General features: G+C 61.3%; 16 protein-coding genes and 1 riboswitch. Of the genes, 4 read left to right on the top strand and 12 right to left on the bottom strand.

Annotated elements, in window-relative coordinates; translation table 11 throughout:
* Positions 1 to 66: 66 nt before the first annotated feature.
* The 6 genes from AB4N91_RS05635 to cobO are packed head-to-tail and all read right to left on the bottom strand — an operon-like array spanning position 67 to position 6,071.
* Positions 67 to 1,518 (bottom strand): cobyric acid synthase, encoded by a 1,452-nt coding sequence (locus AB4N91_RS05635; RefSeq protein WP_083376020.1) that lies wholly within the window; start codon positions 1,516 to 1,518, stop codon positions 67 to 69.
* Positions 1,515 to 2,507 (bottom strand): threonine-phosphate decarboxylase CobD, encoded by a 993-nt coding sequence (gene cobD / locus AB4N91_RS05630; protein ID WP_169856677.1) that lies wholly within the window; start codon positions 2,505 to 2,507, stop codon positions 1,515 to 1,517. Before cobD ends, AB4N91_RS05635 begins: the two co-directional genes overlap by 4 nt.
* The gene (gene cbiB, locus AB4N91_RS05625) at positions 2,500 to 3,408 is read right to left on the bottom strand and encodes an adenosylcobinamide-phosphate synthase CbiB (RefSeq protein ID WP_200666762.1); all 909 of its coding nucleotides are present in this window, start codon (positions 3,406 to 3,408) and stop codon (positions 2,500 to 2,502) included. The genes cobD and cbiB overlap by 8 nt, the downstream gene beginning before the upstream one ends.
* Positions 3,405 to 4,055: a 5,6-dimethylbenzimidazole synthase gene (bluB, locus tag AB4N91_RS05620; protein WP_200666764.1), complete on the bottom strand. Its 651-nt coding sequence runs from the start codon at positions 4,053 to 4,055 to the stop codon at positions 3,405 to 3,407. Before bluB ends, cbiB begins: the two co-directional genes overlap by 4 nt.
* Positions 4,052 to 5,449 (bottom strand): cobyrinate a,c-diamide synthase, encoded by a 1,398-nt coding sequence (locus AB4N91_RS05615; protein ID WP_145305818.1) that lies wholly within the window; start codon positions 5,447 to 5,449, stop codon positions 4,052 to 4,054. Before AB4N91_RS05615 ends, bluB begins: the two co-directional genes overlap by 4 nt.
* A 10-nt stretch (positions 5,450 to 5,459) precedes the next feature.
* A complete protein-coding gene (gene cobO / locus AB4N91_RS05610) occupies positions 5,460 to 6,071 on the bottom strand; it encodes a cob(I)yrinic acid a,c-diamide adenosyltransferase (protein ID WP_077749787.1) in 612 nt (203 codons plus the stop codon).
* An 80-nt stretch (positions 6,072 to 6,151) separates the two neighbouring features.
* Positions 6,152 to 6,384, bottom strand: a riboswitch (cobalamin riboswitch).
* A 154-nt stretch (positions 6,385 to 6,538) separates the two neighbouring features.
* Here cobO and AB4N91_RS05605 point away from each other — a divergent pair.
* Positions 6,539 to 7,123: a hypothetical protein gene (locus tag AB4N91_RS05605; RefSeq protein ID WP_077749786.1), complete on the top strand. Its 585-nt coding sequence runs from the start codon at positions 6,539 to 6,541 to the stop codon at positions 7,121 to 7,123.
* Between the two features lie 67 nt (positions 7,124 to 7,190).
* On the top strand, positions 7,191 to 8,504 hold the full coding sequence (locus tag AB4N91_RS05600; RefSeq protein WP_460112168.1) for a PQQ-dependent sugar dehydrogenase: 1,314 nt from the start codon (positions 7,191 to 7,193) through the stop codon (positions 8,502 to 8,504).
* Between the two features lie 102 nt (positions 8,505 to 8,606).
* On the opposite strand, the gene AB4N91_RS05595 is transcribed toward AB4N91_RS05600, so the two are convergent.
* The 6 genes from AB4N91_RS05595 to AB4N91_RS05570 form a co-directional block, all read right to left on the bottom strand.
* Entirely contained in the window at positions 8,607 to 9,260 is a 654-nt protein-coding gene (locus tag AB4N91_RS05595) for an O-methyltransferase (RefSeq protein WP_154912293.1), read from the bottom strand.
* Positions 9,261 to 9,282: 22 nt separating this feature from the next.
* Positions 9,283 to 9,819 carry a C40 family peptidase gene (locus AB4N91_RS05590; protein ID WP_010456801.1) on the bottom strand — a complete coding sequence of 179 codons (537 nt, stop codon included), beginning with the start codon at positions 9,817 to 9,819 and terminating at the stop codon, positions 9,283 to 9,285.
* Between the two features lie 219 nt (positions 9,820 to 10,038).
* The gene (locus tag AB4N91_RS05585) at positions 10,039 to 10,665 is read right to left on the bottom strand and encodes a C40 family peptidase (RefSeq protein ID WP_010456802.1); all 627 of its coding nucleotides are present in this window, start codon (positions 10,663 to 10,665) and stop codon (positions 10,039 to 10,041) included.
* A 213-nt stretch (positions 10,666 to 10,878) separates the two neighbouring features.
* A complete protein-coding gene (gene hda, locus AB4N91_RS05580; protein WP_010456804.1) occupies positions 10,879 to 11,583 on the bottom strand; it encodes a DnaA regulatory inactivator Hda in 705 nt (234 codons plus the stop codon).
* Positions 11,584 to 11,813: 230 nt separating this feature from the next.
* Positions 11,814 to 12,887 (bottom strand): AI-2E family transporter, encoded by a 1,074-nt coding sequence (locus AB4N91_RS05575; RefSeq protein WP_010456806.1) that lies wholly within the window; start codon positions 12,885 to 12,887, stop codon positions 11,814 to 11,816.
* A gap of 38 nt (positions 12,888 to 12,925) precedes the next feature.
* Positions 12,926 to 13,984 carry a DUF2066 domain-containing protein gene (locus tag AB4N91_RS05570; protein ID WP_102595119.1) on the bottom strand — a complete coding sequence of 353 codons (1,059 nt, stop codon included), beginning with the start codon at positions 13,982 to 13,984 and terminating at the stop codon, positions 12,926 to 12,928.
* 385 nt (positions 13,985 to 14,369) lie between these two features.
* Here AB4N91_RS05570 and purM point away from each other — a divergent pair, with 385 nt between their 5' ends.
* Entirely contained in the window at positions 14,370 to 15,428 is a 1,059-nt protein-coding gene (gene purM, locus AB4N91_RS05565; RefSeq protein WP_010456810.1) for a phosphoribosylformylglycinamidine cyclo-ligase, read from the top strand.
* Complete coding sequence (purN, locus tag AB4N91_RS05560) at positions 15,428 to 16,078, top strand: phosphoribosylglycinamide formyltransferase (protein WP_077749781.1); 651 nt, start codon at positions 15,428 to 15,430, stop codon at positions 16,076 to 16,078. The genes purM and purN overlap by 1 nt, the downstream gene beginning before the upstream one ends.
* Positions 16,079 to 16,081 lie beyond the last annotated feature (3 nt).

Below are 16,081 nucleotides of genomic sequence, written 5' to 3'. Positions count from 1 at the left end.
TCGCTCCTACAGGGCTGAGCCGCTCTTGACCTTGTAGGAGCGAGGCTTACCCGCGAAAGCGTCCTCTCAAAAACCGCAGAGCTCACGCAACAACGCGGTATCCAAATGCTTCTCCACCAGATCCGCCAACCGCTCGATATCCCGCTCGCGCAACCCGTGGTAATCCACGTCCTGCACCTCCTGCAAACCCGCCCAGCGCAGCAGCGCACTGCACGCCGCCGGGGATTCAAACAGGCCATGCAGGTAGGTGCCGAAAATCTGCCCGTCAACACTTTGCGCGCCATCGCAGCGACCATCGTCCAGCTGCACCGCAGCGTTTTCCAGCGCTGGCCCGGTGGTCACCCCGGCATGGATTTCATAGCCACTGACCTGCGCATCCTCCAGCGCCAGACGACCGCGCACATTGCGCAATTGCTTCTCTTCTTCGAGCTGTGTTTCGAACGCCAGCAAGCCCAGGCCAGCACTGGAACCCGGCGCGCCTTCGAGGCCCAGCGGATCGTGCACCTGCTCACCGAGCATCTGCAGACCGCCGCAAATCCCCAGCACTTTTCCGCCATAACGCAGATGACGACTGATGGCCGTGTCCCAGCCATTGGCCCGCAGGTACGCAAGATCACTGCGCACACTTTTCGAGCCGGGAAGAATGATCAGATCAGCCGGCGGGATTGCCTGGCCGGGGCCGATGAATTGCAGGTCGACTTGCGGATGCAGGCGCAGCGGATCGAAATCGGTGTGGTTGCTGATGCGCGGCAGCACCGGCACCAGCACTTTGAGCACGCGTTCAGCCTTGTCGGCCTGGCGCTGATCGATGCCGTCCTCGGCTTCCAGGTGCAAATCCATCACATACGGCAGCACGCCGATCACCGGTTTGCCGGTGCGCGCTTCCAGCCAATCGAGGCCGGGTTGCAGCAAGGCGAGGTCACCGCGAAAACGGTTGATGATGAAGCCTTTGACCCGCGCCTGCTCGGTCGGCGACAGCAGTTCCAGCGTGCCCACCAGATGCGCGAACACCCCGCCGCGATTGATGTCGGCGATCAACACCACCGGACAATCCACCGCTTCGGCAAAGCCCATGTTGGCAATGTCGCCGGCACGCAGATTGATCTCGGCCGGCGAGCCCGCGCCTTCGACCATGACCACCGGATACGCCGCGCTCAATCGTTCATGGGAAGCCAGTACGGCTTGCATGGCGATGGCTTTGTAGTCGTGATAGGCGACCGCGTTCATGGTCGTGACCGCGCGACCATGGATGATGACCTGGGCGCCTGTGTCGCTGTTGGGCTTGAGCAGCACCGGATTCATGTCAGTGTGCGGTTCCAGGTTGGCCGCCTGGGCCTGCACCGCCTGGGCGCGGCCGATCTCGCCGCCGTCGGCGGTCACGGCACTGTTGAGGGCCATGTTCTGCGGTTTGAACGGCACGACGCGCACGCCCTGACGCGTGACCCAGCGACACAACGCCGTCACCAGCGTACTTTTACCGGCGTCGGAGGTGGTGCCCTGCACCATCAATGTTGTCATTGGGCTTCCTTTACGAAGGCTTGAAGCGCTTGCTCAAGACGCAGCCAATCGGCTTCATCCGCCGGCAAGCCGAAACGCACGCTGCTGTTGTGGGCGAACAGCCGCAGCAAGATGCCGCGCCTGGCCATGAACTCGTGAAGCGCTTCGGCATGCTCGGTCATCAGCCATTGAAACAAGGCGCAGCCACCCTGCGGCTGCAAACCATACTGCCCAAGCAAAAGTGCCAGGCGTTTGCCGGCCTCTTCGCTGCGCGCGCGCTGCCTTGCATGGCCTTCGGTGTCCAGCAAACAGGCTTGGCCCAACACGCGTGTCGGCCCGCTGACCGCCCACGGGCCCACCTGCTCTGCGAGCAGTTTAAGCAGCTTGCGCTCAGCCAGCACAAAGCCCAATCGCACACCCGCCAGGCCAAAAAACTTGCCGAAGGAACGTAGCACGATCAGGCCGACCTGATGGGCAAACGGCGCGAGGCTCAACGCCGGCGTGTTATCCATGAACGCTTCGTCCACCACCAGCCAGCCGCCGCGCGAGGCCAGTCGGGCATGCCAGTCGAGCAAGCGACTCGTGCTCAGGCTCAAGCCTGTCGGGTTGTTCGGGTTGACCACCACCAGCACGTCGAGGCTGTCGATATAGAAGTCGACTTCCTGCTCCAGCACCTCGCGCACGATGTAACCATTGCTGCGCCATGCGTGCGCGTGTTCGGCGTAACACGGCGACAGCACGCCGACCTTACCGGCCCGACGCAAACGCGGCAGTAACTGGATGGCCATTTGCGAACCGGCCACCGGCAGCACCTGTCCGGTGCCGTAATAATCGCAAGCAGCCTGCTCCAGACCATCATCGGTTTCCGGCAAGCGCGCCCAGGCGCGCAACGGAATGTCCGGGATCGGGAATGGCCACGGCGCGAGGCCGCTGGACAGGTCCAGCCAGTCAGCTTCGGCAATGCCATATTCGAGCGCGGCCTTGCGCAAGCGACCACCGTGCTCAAGCATAGAATTCAGCTCCCACGCAGAGAATCAGCAGCCATAACCATACCCCGCGCTGAACCAATTGCCAGCCACGGTCGATGGAATCGGCATCCGCCGGCACGCCTTCGCCCAGTTGCGGGCGCTGATGCACTTCACCGTGATAGATCGCCGCCCCGCCCAACTCGACGCCGAGCGCACCGGCACCGGCCGCCATGACGGGCCCGGCGTTGGGGCTGTCCCAGGTCGGGCCCTGGGTGCGCCAGCATTTCAAGGCCAGCCGGGTTTTGCCCAGCAGCGCGTAGGTCAACGCCACCAGGCGTGCAGGCAGGTAGTTGAGGACATCGTCGATCTTCGCCGCCGCCCAACCGAAACGTTCGAAGCGTTCGTTGCGGTAACCCCACATGGCATCGAGGGTGTTACTCAAGCGATAGAGCACCACACCGGGCGCACCGGCCACGGCAAACCAGAACAGCGCAGCAAATACTGCGTCGCTGCCGTTCTCCAGGACAGATTCAGTGGCGGCACGGGCCACTTCGGTTTGATCCAGTTCGCTGGTCTGACGGCTGACCAAATAACCCACGCGCTTGCGGGCTTCGTCCAGATCATCGCTGCGCAAAGCCTTGGCCACCGGCTCGACGTGCTCACCAAGGCTACGCATGCCGAGGGCGCAATAGAGCGCGAGAATCTCGACAATCCAGCCCACATACGGTGCCCAGGAAAAAGCCGTGGCGAGCAAGGTCAGCGGCACGACCGCGATTACCCACGCGGTGACGCCATGGCTGCGCCAGCCACGTCCCTCACCGTTGAAACGTTGCTCGATGCGGTCGGCAAAACGGCCGAACGCCACCAGCGGATGCCAGCGTTTGGGTTCACCCAGCAGCGCGTCCAGCGCAACCGCGGCGACGCTCAATAACGCCACACTCATTGACTCACTCCCCAATAATTTTCATACAGCAACTCACTGAGCGGACGCGCCTGCGCCCACCCTTCGAGTACCAGCATCGGCGCCGCATAGAATTCCTTGACCGGGCCGAGACAAAGAACCGCCAACGGCTTGGCCCCGGGTGGCAAACCCAGCAGGTTCGCCAGCGCTTGCGGTTCGAACAGCGACACCCAGCCCAAGCCCAGACCTTCGGCGCGGGAGGCCAGCCAGAGGTTCTGGATCGCGCAGGACAGCGAGGCCATGTCCATTTCCGGCAAGGTGCGACGACCGAAGATGTGGCGCTCTCGATCATCCATGAGCGCGGCGACCAACACCTCGGCGCAGTCGTTGATGCCTTCGACCTTGAGCTTCATGAATTCGTCAGTGCGCTCGCCGAGGGCTTCGGCGGTGCGGATGCGTTCTTCTTCCACCAGTCGCTGGATGTTGCCTCGCAGGGCCCGGTCGCTGATGCGGATGAAGCGCCAGGGCTGCATCAGGCCGACGCTCGGGGCCTGGTGGGCGGCTTCGAGCAGACGCCGCAACAACTCGGGCTCGACGGTGCCGCCACTGAAGTGGCGCATGTCGCGACGTTCGGCGATGGCTCGGTAGACCGCTTCGCGTTCGGCTTCGGAGAATGCGTTGTCGGTCATGGCCTCTTCGCGAGCAGGCTCGCTCCTACAGGGGTTAGGTGATCCATTGTAGGAGCGACGGTGCGACGATTCGGCCTGCTCGCGAAGGCGGCATCAAGGTCAGGCGCAAAAAGCGCGGCGACTGCGGTGGGGTTGGACGGAAAATAAAAATGCACATAAGAGGCGGTCATCCGCCCCTCACGGTAAACCGCCTCCGCCCCACGCCCGCCGTTCGGACTGAGTCCACGGGCAATCGGCTCAAGTTCGGTGCTGGTCAACGAATGGTGATAGGTGTGCCCACGCAGTGAACCTTCCGGCAACTCAACCGCTTGCAACGCCAGCGCGGCCAGACGCTTTTGCATCACCGCATCACCTTTGAGCAAGCCCACCAGTTCGGCGCGAGTTCCCTCGACATCAGTCAACGAATCGAGCAGGTACAACATCCCGCCGCACTCGGCCAGCAACGGTTTGCCGGCAGCATGATGGGCGCGGATCGCGTCGAGCATCGAGGTGTTCTGTGACAGCGCCACATGGTGCAGTTCCGGATAACCGCCCGGCAGATAAAGGCTGTCAGCTTCCGGTAGATCAGCATCGCGGATCGGCGAGAAGAACAGCAACTCGGCGCCCATGGCCCGCAGCAAGTCCAGGCTCGCGCCGTAGGTGAAGGCAAACGCTTCATCACGGGCCACGGCAATTCGGATGCCTTTAAGCAAAGGCTCGGCGGCGATCACGTCGGGCCCGGCGAACTCCACGGCAGGCGGCAGCGCCACATCGCAACTGCTGGCCAGCGATTCGGCCGCCGCATCGAGGCGCAGGTCCAGATCATTCAACTCGCTGGCCTGGACCAGACCGAGGTGCCGACTGGGCAATTCGATCGCGGTTTCCCGCGACAAGGCGCCGTACCAGCGCAAGCCTTCCGTCAGGCTGCCTTCGAGCAATTGCGCATGACGCAGCGTGCCCACGCGGTTGGCCAGTACACCGGCAAACGGCAAGTCCGGCTGATACTTCGCCAGCCCCAACGCCAACGCACCAAAGGTCTGCGCCATGGCCGTGCCGTCGATCACGCCGAGCACCGGCACACCGAAGTGCCGCGCCAGGTCGGCACTGGACGGCGTGCCGTCGAACAGGCCCATGACGCCTTCTATCAGGATCAGGTCGGCTTCCCCGGCCGCTTCCCATAACAGACGACGACTTTCCTGCTCGCCGACCATCCACATGTCCAGTTGATACACCGGCGCACCGCTGGCGCGTTCGAGAATCATCGGGTCGAGAAAGTCCGGGCCACATTTGAACACGCGGACCTTGCGCCCCTGATTGCGGTGCAAACGGGCCAGCGCGGCGGTGACGGTGGTCTTGCCCTGACCGGAGGCCGGCGCGGCAATCAATACCGCCGGGCAATGACGATGACTATTCATAAAGTGCGGCTCACAACTCGACGCCTTTTTGCGCTTTGATGCCGGCCTGGAACGCGTGCTTGATCACGCCCATGTCGGTGACTGTGTCGGCCAGTTCGATCATCTCTGGCTTGGCGCCGCGACCGGTGACCACCACGTGTTGCATCGGCGGACGCGCCTGCAAATCACTGAGTACCTGATCGAGGTCGAGGTAGCCGTGCTTGAGGGCGATGTTCAACTCATCCAGCACCACCAGACCGATCGACGGGTCACGCAGCAGTTCCTGGGACACCGCCCATGCGGCCTCGGCGGCGGCGATGTCACGCTGGCGGTCCTGGGTTTCCCAAGTGAAGCCCTCGCCCATCACATGAAAACGCACCTGCTCCGGGAAGCGGCGGAAGAACAGCTCTTCGCCGGTGCTGTTACGGCCCTTGATGAACTGCACCACGCCGCACTGCATGCCGTGGCCCATGGACCGGGCGAGCATGCCGAAGGCCGAGCTGCTCTTGCCTTTGCCGTTGCCGGTCAGCACCAGCAGCAGACCGCACTCGTTCGGGGAGTTGGCGATGCGTTCGTCGATCACCGCTTTTTTGCGCTGCATGCGCGCCAGGTGGCGTTCGTCACGATCAGGGGAATCAGTCATGGGGAGCTCTCCGTTGAGGCTGGATAACGGCGGGCAGGCACAAGAATAGACGGCAACAAGCCTGGCATCGCCCACCGTGATGCCGTTGGATGAATCAGGCCGGTCTCCGGGCTCATGAGCGGCTTGCGCCGGACTGCGCGCCTTCCCATATCGACAGTCGACACAGTGGCTCAAGACGCAGTCTTTACTCATTTACCGTTGCGGGGGCAGCGCCGGGATCATGACTCTTCGTCGCTTGAAGAGAGTCACTCACCGGCTTCCCTGTTTCACTCTGTCGGCTTCGCCACAGAGCACCTGAAACAAGCCGCGAAGGTTAGAGGGTTGGGGGGGAGCGTCAATTGAAGACAGGGCACGGATTCTCGATAGACTGCCGCCCATCAATAACCTGACGTCAATCTTGCGCCATACTGCCAGCAGTGATATCAAAGCGCCATAAACCCAACAACACAATTACAAGGGTGAGCGACATGCAAGGCATGATCATCAGTAATCCGAAGCTGGAATTCCTGCGACCGGTGCTGGAACGCTGGTTTGACTGTATCGACCGCTTTAACGCCGTGCGCGGCGATAACGACACGCCTTATTGGTACGACGAGAAAGCCAACCTTGGCCTGCTCTGCGCCGCGGCCTGGATGGCGGAAATGGTCACGCTGCAACAAACGCCGACCCGTAAACAGAACGAAGAAGGCGAACGCAACAGCCGCGCCGACCTGTTTATCGCCACCGCCGAAGAACGCGCCTACCTTCAGGCCACTCAACGCTGGCCGAAGGTCAACAGCCTGAACCTGAGCCAGGCGCTGCAGGACATCACCAGCGACGCCAAACGCATCAGCTACGCCAGCGACCTGAAACTCGGCTGCCTGTTCGTTGCGCCACAAAAGGCCCAACAGAGCGCGACCCCGGAAGAACTCCAGGACATGGTCGACGACCTGCAAAAGGAACACAGCTGCGCCGTGGCCTGGTATTTCCCGTACGCCTATCGCAAGTTGCGCAACGAAGCCGGTCACTATCACCCCGGCATCGCCGTGCTGCTCAAGGAAGCCCGCGGCTGACCGGTTGAACCATCGCGCGTCTAAGCTTCTCTATGACTAAGTCAATGCATTCATAGGGAAGTCCAGCATGCGCAAGACTCAGCTCGTTCTCGTCATCGCGCTCGCCGGAGGGCTCGCCGCCTGTGGTGAAACCTCCAGCCTGCAAGTCTCCGACGGCACCGGCCCGTCACCCAAGCTGCCCGAGCCGAACAAGACCCTGATCCCGACGGTGAATATCGCCCCGGCGATCGGCTGGCCGGAGGGTGCAAAACCCACCGCTGCGGCAGGCACTCAGGTAGCGGCATTTGCCGAAGGGCTCGATCACCCGCGCTGGCTCTACGTACTGCCCAACGGCGATGTATTGGTGGCGGAAACCAATGCCCCTCCCAAACCCGATGACGGCAAAGGCATTCGCGGCTGGGTGATGGGCAAAGTCATGGGCCGTGCCGGCGCCGGCGTCCCTAGCCCCAACCGCATCACGCTGCTGCGGGACAAGGACCACGACGGCATCGCCGAAACCCGCACGGTATTCCTGGAAAACCTCAATTCGCCCTTCGGCATGACCCTGGTCGGCAATGACCTGTACGTCGCCGATACCGACCGCTTGCTGCGCTTTCATTATGAAAATGGCGATACCGCGATCAAGTCGCAGCCGATCAAGGTGGTCGATCTGCCGGGCGGCACGTTGAATCACCACTGGACCAAAAACGTCATCGCCAGCAAGGACGGGAGCAAGCTGTACGTCACCGTCGGCTCCAACAGCAACGTCGGCGAAAACGGCCTGGATCAGGAGGAAGGTCGTGCGGCGATCTGGGAAGTGGATCGCGCCACCGGCAATCACCGGATCTTCGCCTCGGGGATTCGTAATCCGAACGGCCTGGCCTGGGAACCTCAGACCGGAGCCCTGTGGACGGCGGTCAATGAGCGCGACGAAATCGGCAGCGACCTGGTGCCGGACTACATCACGTCAGTGAAGGACGGCGGGTTCTATGGCTGGCCCTTCAGCTACTACGGCCAGCACGTCGATATCCGCGTCGAGCCGCAAAACCCAGATCTGGTGGCCAAGGCCATTGCCCCGGATTATGCGGTCGGCCCGCATACCGCATCGCTGGGCCTGTCGTTTGCCGAGGGCAACACACTTCCCGCGCAATTCAAGGAAGGCGCCTTCATCGGCCAGCACGGCTCCTGGAATCGCAAGCCGCACAGTGGCTATAAAGTGATTTTCGTCCCGTTCGCGGGTGGCAAGCCGACCGGTCAACCGGTTGATGTACTGACAGGCTTCCTCAACGAAGATGAAAAAGCCATGGGTCGGCCCGTAGGCGTGGTGATTGATCAGCAGGGCGCTTTGCTGGTGGCCGATGATGTGGGAAACAAGGTGTGGCGCGTTTCGGCCGATAAATAGCCGCCGTGTAGGAGCGAGGCTTGCCCGCGAGGGCTGTAGGTCAGGCAACATCAATGTTGGATGTGCCGACGCCTTCGCGGGCAAGCCTCGCTCCTACAAGGATCAGCGTTTACGACAGAGCGTGAGCCCATCACCCAACGGCAACAACGACAGATCCACACGCGCGTCATCCTTCAAGGCGCGATTGAGCGCCTGGATGGCTCGGGTGTCTGCACTCTCGGGATTCTCCTCAAGCACCCGCCCACTCCACAGCGTGTTATCGAACACCGCCAGCCCGCCGACGCGCAGCAGACGCAGTGCATGCTCCAGATAGTTCGGATAGTTGGACTTGTCGGCATCAATGAAGATCAGGTCGAACGCCTCCGGCTGATCCAGCATAGCGAGCGTTTCCAGTGCAGGGGCCAGCCGCAGGTCAATTCGCTCGGCCAGCCCCGCTTCCTGCCAATAACGGCGTGCGATAGCGTTGTAGTCGCCGGGAATGTCGCAGCAAATCAGCGAACCGCCCTGCGGCAATGCAGCGGCCATGCACAGGGCGCTGTAACCGGTAAACGTACCGACTTCCAGCAAGCGCTTGGCACCAATGAGTTTGACCAATAATGCGAGGAACTGCCCCTGCTCCGGCGCTACCTGCCAGCGCGCCATTGGCATCGCCTGGGTTTCGTCGCGCAAGCGCTTGAGCAGCGGCGTTTCCCTCAGGGAAACGTCGAGCAGGTATTGATACAGGGCATCGTCGAGATTGAGAGTGCGAGCGGTCATGACAACCTCTTCGGACAGGACGCTACGGATTGCGCGCCAGGTGTTCAGGCTGCAGAACGCGCTTGGCGCTCAGATAAGCCTTCTGCCAGTAAGCCTTGGACAGGCTGTCGAGCTTCACCGTGCCGCCAGTGGCCGGCGCATGAACGAAGCGACCTTCACCGACGTAGATACCGGCATGACTGACCTGGGATCCGCCATTGGTGGCGAAGAAGATCAAGTCACCGGTTTGCAGGCCTTCCTTGCCGACGTTGGCCGCCTGCATGCTGATCATTTCTCGGGTGGTACGCGGCAGGGAAATACCGGTGACGTCATGGTAGACGTAACCGATCAGGCCGCTGCAATCGAAGCCCGAATCCGGCGTGTTGCCCCCCCAACGATACGGCGTGCCCACCAGGCCCAGCGCGCGGAACAGCACGTCTTCTGCCTCGGGGGAAAAGGGTTGTGGGTTACCGAAAACAATGGGGGCACGAACCACCGGCGCAGGCGGCGGTGTGCGACTGGCGCAGGCGCTGAGCAGCGCTGCGAAGAACATGATTGCGAGGCGGGCCGACATCGTCATAAGCAGAACATCCTGATCTGGCTGCGGCTTTTTCTGCCGGGAAGGCAGAAAAGAAAACCGCCTGCGCAGGACGCAGGCGGTTTGCCATCAATAATAGATCTGGATTCTAGCGGCTATGGGCCAAACTTCAAGTAAGACTTTAAGTTCGCCTTACAAAGTGTCCGCCTACTTCGTTGCGAAGAGGTAGTTGTCGCCACCCACGTGGCGACAGGTTAAGCCTTATTTGCGTGCAGTGACCACGGTCGGAGCCATCGCGAGGGCGCGTTTGGCTTCGATGAAGGTCTTGCTCCAGTAGCTGTCGCCCAGGCTATCGACCCGGACACCACCGCTTTTGCGGCTGCTGGAATGGATGAACTGGTTGTCACCCAGGTAGATCCCGGCGTGACTGACACGACCACGACGACCATTGGTGGCGAAGAACAGCAGATCACCCGGCTTCAGCGCGCTGCGAGCTACCAGCGGAGCGTCGACGTTAATCATTTCGCGAGTGGAGCGCGGCAGGTTCATGCCGGCTTCTTCACGAAACAGATAACCGATGAAACCGCTGCAATCGAAGCCAGCCTCGGAGGTGCCGCCGAAACGGTAACGGGTACCGATCAGGGACATGCCACGCTCGAGGATGCTGTCAGCCAGAACCGGAAGCTGGTACGACTTGCCATCGGCGAAGTTTGCCAGTTCTTTATCGGTGGCTAGCTCTTCCTGGAAAAGAACGGAAGAAGACTGCGCAGTAACTGAATTCTTGACCTGCTGTTGTTGCTCTTGCTGAGTCACTGGGGAGTGGGCAGCGCAACCGAACAACAGGGTGACGAGTGCGAGAGGCACGAGGGGTGCGAAGCGCTTTAGCATGGGCACGACCGTGGCTGATAGTTGTAAAGAAGCCGAGACTATGCCCGCTATCATCCTCATTTGCAAATTCAATCGAACTTTATGTGACTTCCCGGTTTCGCGATTACATCTAAGCGCTTAAGCCCCATTTAGACACTCGCGCAGCCTGCACCCTGTAGGAAAGCGGATTTTCTGGCGCCTGAAATATGCCAAAACCCCCGCCAAGCTTAGGTTTTACCAGCCTAAAGTTTCTTTCAGGAACGGGATCGTCAGCTTGCGCTGAGCTTGAAGGGAGGCCTGATCGAGACGCTCAAGCAGCTCGAAAAGCGCGCTCATGCTGCGGGTACCACGAGTCAAAATAAAATGACCGACTTCATCGGTCAGGTGCAGGCCGCGACGGGATGCACGCAGTTGCAAGGCGCGCAATTTGTCTTCGTCAGAGAGCGGACGCATCTGGAAGATCAGTGCCAGGGTCAGGCGCGATTTCAGGTCAGCCAGTTTCACCGGCAATTCACGCGGCGAGGTTGATGCAGCAATCAACAGACGCCGACCGCTGTCGCGCAGACGATTGAACAGATGGAACAACGCCTCTTCCCAATCCGCCCGGCCGGCCACGGCCTGCAAATCATCCAGGCAGACCAGTTCGTATTGTTCGAGGTTGTCGAGGATCGAGATGCCGCGGTCCAGCAGCTCGGCCAGCGGCAGATACACCGCCGGCTCCCCCAGTTGTTCGAAGCGCAGGCAGGCGGCCTGCAACAAGTGCGTGCGCCCTACCCCGTCCTTGCCCCAGAGATAAATCAGGCTTTCTGTCCAGCCGGCGTCGGCTTCGCATAGCCGCTCGACATAGCCGAGTGCAGCGGCATTGGCGCCTGGGTAGTAATTGATAAAGGTAGCGTCATCACGCAGACGCACACCTAGGGGCAGCTGAATCGGTTTCATGCTGACTGAACAGTTCCAAAGGAACCGTTAGTGGCCTCTGTGTAAAGTTTGCGAAGTTTATACCCGTGAGGCGGGTCGCACAATGCGACAGACCACAAGCAAAATCAAAGGTTTGCGTTAACGCCCTGGTTTCATGACAGTTTCTTTGGCGGCGCATGTGACAGCCGCGCGAGGGATACGGGCCGACCTGGCATGGAACCAGGCCGCCCGCCACAGGACTTCAACGACTCTTACAGCTCCGGTTCGTCGACACCACTGTAGATATCAGAATCCTTATACAAATCATGCACATGGCGCACCAGCACCATGATCACCGCCGCCACCGGCAACGCCAGTAACACGCCGGTAAAGCCGAACAGTTCGCCCCCCGCCAGAATCGCGAAGATCACCGCCACCGGGTGCAGACCGATACGATCGCCCACCAGCAACGGCGTCAGCACCATGCCTTCCAGTGCCTGCCCGACCATGAACACCGCAACGATGCCGATCATGGGATACAGATCGCCACCGAACTGGAACAGGCCGGCGATCAACGCCGCGCCGATCCCGATGACAAACCCCATGTACGGCACAATGGCCGCCAGGCCTGCGATCAGGCCGATCAACAACCCCAGCTCCAGCCCCACCAGCATCAAGCCCGCAGCGTAGATCACGCCCAGCGCCAGCATCACCAGCAACTGCCCGCGCACAAATGCCCCCAACACTTCATGGCATTCGCCCGCCAGGGTCACGACGCGTTCTTCACGATCACGGGGAAGCAGGCTGCGGATCTTGGCCATCATCAGGTCCCAGTCCCGCAGCAGGTAGAAACTCACTACAGGGATCAGCACCAGATTCGCCAGCCAGCCGATCAACGCCAGCCCGGACGCCGTCGCCTGACTCAGCACCACCCCGACGATGTCGGTGGTCTGGCCCATGTGTTCGCTGATCGCGGCCTTGAGCTTGTCGAACTTCCAGAAGTTATCCGACAGTCCGAATTTTGATTGCGCCCACGGCAGTGCAGTGTGCTGCAGCCAGTCAAGCATCTGCGGCGCCAGTTCATACAAGCGAAACAACTGCTTGGCGAGCATCGGCACCAGCACCAGCAGCAATGTGGTGAAGATCAAGGTGATCAGCGCAAACACCGCCACCACGCCCCAGGTGCGTGACAGACCGGCCTTTTCCAGCCGATCCACCAACGGATCGAACAGATAGGCCAGCAGCAACGCGACCAGAAAGGGCGTCAGGATCGGATGCAACAACCAGACAAACACGCAGAGCAGAACCACCCCACCCAACCAGAACCAACGCCGCGTATCCGCCATGTACCACTCCATATGCATCTATATAAAGAAAGAAAACCTTACCAACGGAATCTCAGCTGTGGCACCGGTGCCGGGGTTGGTGCAACGACCGGCGCCGCACCCTCGGCTGGCTGCGCAGGCGCTGCCGGTGCAGGCGCCTCACCGGCTGGAACTTCCTGCAACTTCGCGAGGGACAGCTGCGAACGTAACTGCTCGGCGCTGCCATTGACCCGATAGAGAATGCGCTCGCCATCAACCGTTTGCAGGCGCGCCCTAAAGGGCTCCAGCAAGCGTCCAAGGGCGGCGTAGCGTTCCAGGTTCATGCCCTGCACTTCCAGCAATTGTTCGCCCGAAGCGCCCGGCTTGACGACAAACCGCGGTGCCAGTCGCTCACTGACCGCCAGCATCACTGCATCGGCCACTGCAGCCTGATCCGCCCCTTGTACGCTGCCCGCCTCTTTCTTGTCGCCCAGCCACATGTTCCATTTGGCCTGCCACTGGCCGCCCTCTTCCCGGGCATGCACCGCGAGCAAGGCATCGGCGTTGTAACGGTCCGAGGCAGCGCGCAACGGCGTTGCATCTGCCCCTTCAAGGTTGGGTGCCGTAGCCACCAGTTGCTCACTCAGGTCCGCCAACGGCAATCGCAACGGCAGACCACGATGCTGGGCTGCGCGACGCAACGGCGCGGCGCTGGACTGGCCATCGCCCACCAGGCTCGATCCCTCGGCGGAGTCGTTCAACCACCAACTCAGGATCGACGGCCGATTCGTCCCCCACAAAGACAACCCGGCGCGGCGCAAGGCTTGTTCGGTGCTGGCCGGGTCGAAATCGACTTTCAGCACTTCCGGCGGACCGGCGTCGAAACCGTATTGACTGATGATCTGTTGCGGGTCTTTGCGCAGCGCCGCCAACCCCGGACTTTGCGCAGCCTTGGGATCACCGGTCAGGCGCAGCACCAGGGTGTCCAGCGCGCGCTGGGTCGCCTGGTCGCGTTCCTCTGACGATTGACTGCTGACAGGCTCGCGCACTTGATACAGGCCTTTGACGGTTTCGGCATGACTCGCCAGGCTGACCAGTGAAAAACAGCCTGCAAATAAAAATCTGGAAAAAAAACGCATGGGAGATTCCTGACGACGAGAGCGGCTGGAACAGACCGCATGAAGATGATCGAGCAAGGCTGTGACCACATCCCTGCGCAAAACATTCACCACGATCTGACTAAGTTTTTCGCACTGTCATAACGATAGACGGTTAATCGCGATACCTTATACAGCCATCGAGGCGGCGACCAACACGGGCAATAGAGGTTTTTTTTCAGCCGATATGCCCCTGCCGTCGGCGTGAGGATGGCCGCTGCCCTTCAAGCCTGATAAAATCGCGCGCCTTCGCAGACCGGCAACAGCCGGGCACCCTGAAATTCGTGCAAGGCGCTCGCCTTCGTTTATTTCAGCGGTCCCACTGGACTCGGTCGTTACCCCTGAATCCCCCCTAAAGGCCTGGATCATGAGCAAGCAACCCTCCCTGAGCTACAAGGACGCCGGTGTAGACATCGACGCCGGTGAAGCATTGGTCGAACGCATCAAGAGCGTCGCCAAGCGCACTGCGCGCCCGGAAGTCATGGGCGGCCTGGGCGGTTTTGGCGCCCTCTGCGAAATCCCGGCCGGCTACAAGCAGCCCGTACTGGTTTCCGGCACCGACGGCGTGGGCACCAAGCTGCGCCTGGCGTTGAACCTGAACAAGCACGACAGCATCGGCATCGACCTGGTGGCCATGTGCGTGAACGACCTGGTGGTCTGCGGCGCCGAGCCGCTGTTCTTCCTCGACTACTACGCCACCGGCAAGCTGAACGTCGAAACCGCGACCCAGGTCGTGACCGGCATCGGCGCTGGCTGTGAACTGTCCGGCTGCTCCCTGGTCGGCGGCGAAACCGCTGAAATGCCTGGCATGTACGAAGGCGAAGACTACGACCTGGCCGGCTTCTGCGTCGGCGTCGTGGAAAAATCCGAAATCATCGACGGTTCGAAAGTCGCTGCCGGCGATGCCCTGCTCGCCCTGCCGTCTTCCGGCCCGCACTCCAACGGCTACTCGCTGATCCGCAAGATCATCGAAGTCTCCGGTGCCGATATCGAAAACATCCAGCTCGACGGCAAACCGCTGACCGACCTGCTGATGGCCCCGACCCGCATCTACGTGAAACCGCTGCTCAAGCTGATCAAGGACACCGGAGCGGTCAAAGCCATGGCCCACATCACCGGTGGCGGCCTGCTGGACAACATCCCGCGCGTACTGCCAAAAGGCGCCCAAGCCGTGGTTGACGTCGCAAGCTGGACCCGCCCTGCCGTGTTCGACTGGCTGCAAGAGAAAGGCAACGTCGACGAAAACGAAATGCACCGCGTGCTGAACTGCGGCGTGGGCATGGTCATCTGCGTGGCTCAAGAGCACGTTGAAACTGCCCTGAACGTCCTGCGTGAAGCCGGCGAGCAGCCATGGGTTATCGGTCAGATCGCCACCGCTGCCGAAGGCGCAGCCCAGGTTGAACTGAAGAACCTCAAGGCTCATTGATGTCCCAGACCTGTGATGTGGTGGTGCTGTTGTCCGGCACCGGCAGTAACTTGCAGGCCTTGATCGACAGCACGCGGACCGGCGACAGCCCGGTCCGCATCGCCGCGGTGATTTCCAACCGCGCCGACGCTTACGGCCTGCAACGCGCCAGGGACGCGGGTATCGACACCCGCTCCCTGGATCACAAGGCTTTCGAAGGCCGCGAAGCCTTCGATGCCGCGCTGATCGAACTGATCGACGCCTTCAACCCCAAACTCGTGGTACTGGCCGGTTTCATGCGCATTCTCAGCGCTGACTTCGTGCGCCACTACGCGGGTCGCCTGCTCAACATCCATCCCTCGCTGCTACCCAAATACAAAGGGTTACACACTCATCAGCGCGCGCTGGAAGCCGGCGACACGGAACATGGCTGCTCAGTGCACTTCGTCACCGAGGAACTCGATGGCGGACCACTGGTCGTACAGGCAGTAATACCGGTAGAGTTGCACGATTCGCCGCAGAGTCTGGCGCAGCGAGTCCATGTTCAGGAACACCTGATCTACCCGATGGCTGTACGCTGGTTTGCCGAAGGCCGTTTATCGCTCGGTGAGCAAGGTGCTTTACTGGATGGAAAGTTACTCGCGGCCAGCGGCCACTTGATTCGAAACTAGGAG

It is taken from the genome of Pseudomonas sp. H3_D04, from assembly GCF_054669175.1.
This window is presented reverse-complemented; position numbering and strand designations above follow the sequence as displayed.

Excerpts from the sequence above, each read along its gene's own strand:
- AB4N91_RS05635 (WP_083376020.1), bottom strand. The coding sequence starts at position 1,518 with ATGACAACATTGATGGTGCAGGGCACCACCTCCGACGCCGGTAAAAGT.
- cobD (WP_169856677.1), bottom strand. The coding sequence starts at position 2,507 with ATGCTTGAGCACGGTGGTCGCTTGCGCAAGGCCGCGCTCGAATATGGC.
- cbiB (WP_200666762.1), bottom strand. The coding sequence starts at position 3,408 with ATGAGTGTGGCGTTATTGAGCGTCGCCGCGGTTGCGCTGGACGCGCTG.
- bluB (WP_200666764.1), bottom strand. The coding sequence starts at position 4,055 with ATGACCGACAACGCATTCTCCGAAGCCGAACGCGAAGCGGTCTACCGA.
- AB4N91_RS05615 (WP_145305818.1), bottom strand. The coding sequence starts at position 5,449 with ATGAATAGTCATCGTCATTGCCCGGCGGTATTGATTGCCGCGCCGGCC.
- cobO (WP_077749787.1), bottom strand. The coding sequence starts at position 6,071 with ATGACTGATTCCCCTGATCGTGACGAACGCCACCTGGCGCGCATGCAG.
- AB4N91_RS05605 (WP_077749786.1), top strand. The coding sequence starts at position 6,539 with ATGCAAGGCATGATCATCAGTAATCCGAAGCTGGAATTCCTGCGACCG.
- AB4N91_RS05600 (WP_460112168.1), top strand. The coding sequence starts at position 7,191 with ATGCGCAAGACTCAGCTCGTTCTCGTCATCGCGCTCGCCGGAGGGCTC.
- AB4N91_RS05595 (WP_154912293.1), bottom strand. The coding sequence starts at position 9,260 with ATGACCGCTCGCACTCTCAATCTCGACGATGCCCTGTATCAATACCTG.
- AB4N91_RS05590 (WP_010456801.1), bottom strand. The coding sequence starts at position 9,819 with ATGACGATGTCGGCCCGCCTCGCAATCATGTTCTTCGCAGCGCTGCTC.
- AB4N91_RS05585 (WP_010456802.1), bottom strand. The coding sequence starts at position 10,665 with ATGCTAAAGCGCTTCGCACCCCTCGTGCCTCTCGCACTCGTCACCCTG.
- hda (WP_010456804.1), bottom strand. The coding sequence starts at position 11,583 with ATGAAACCGATTCAGCTGCCCCTAGGTGTGCGTCTGCGTGATGACGCT.
- AB4N91_RS05575 (WP_010456806.1), bottom strand. The coding sequence starts at position 12,887 with ATGGCGGATACGCGGCGTTGGTTCTGGTTGGGTGGGGTGGTTCTGCTC.
- AB4N91_RS05570 (WP_102595119.1), bottom strand. The coding sequence starts at position 13,984 with ATGCGTTTTTTTTCCAGATTTTTATTTGCAGGCTGTTTTTCACTGGTC.
- purM (WP_010456810.1), top strand. The coding sequence starts at position 14,370 with ATGAGCAAGCAACCCTCCCTGAGCTACAAGGACGCCGGTGTAGACATC.
- purN (WP_077749781.1), top strand. The coding sequence starts at position 15,428 with ATGTCCCAGACCTGTGATGTGGTGGTGCTGTTGTCCGGCACCGGCAGT.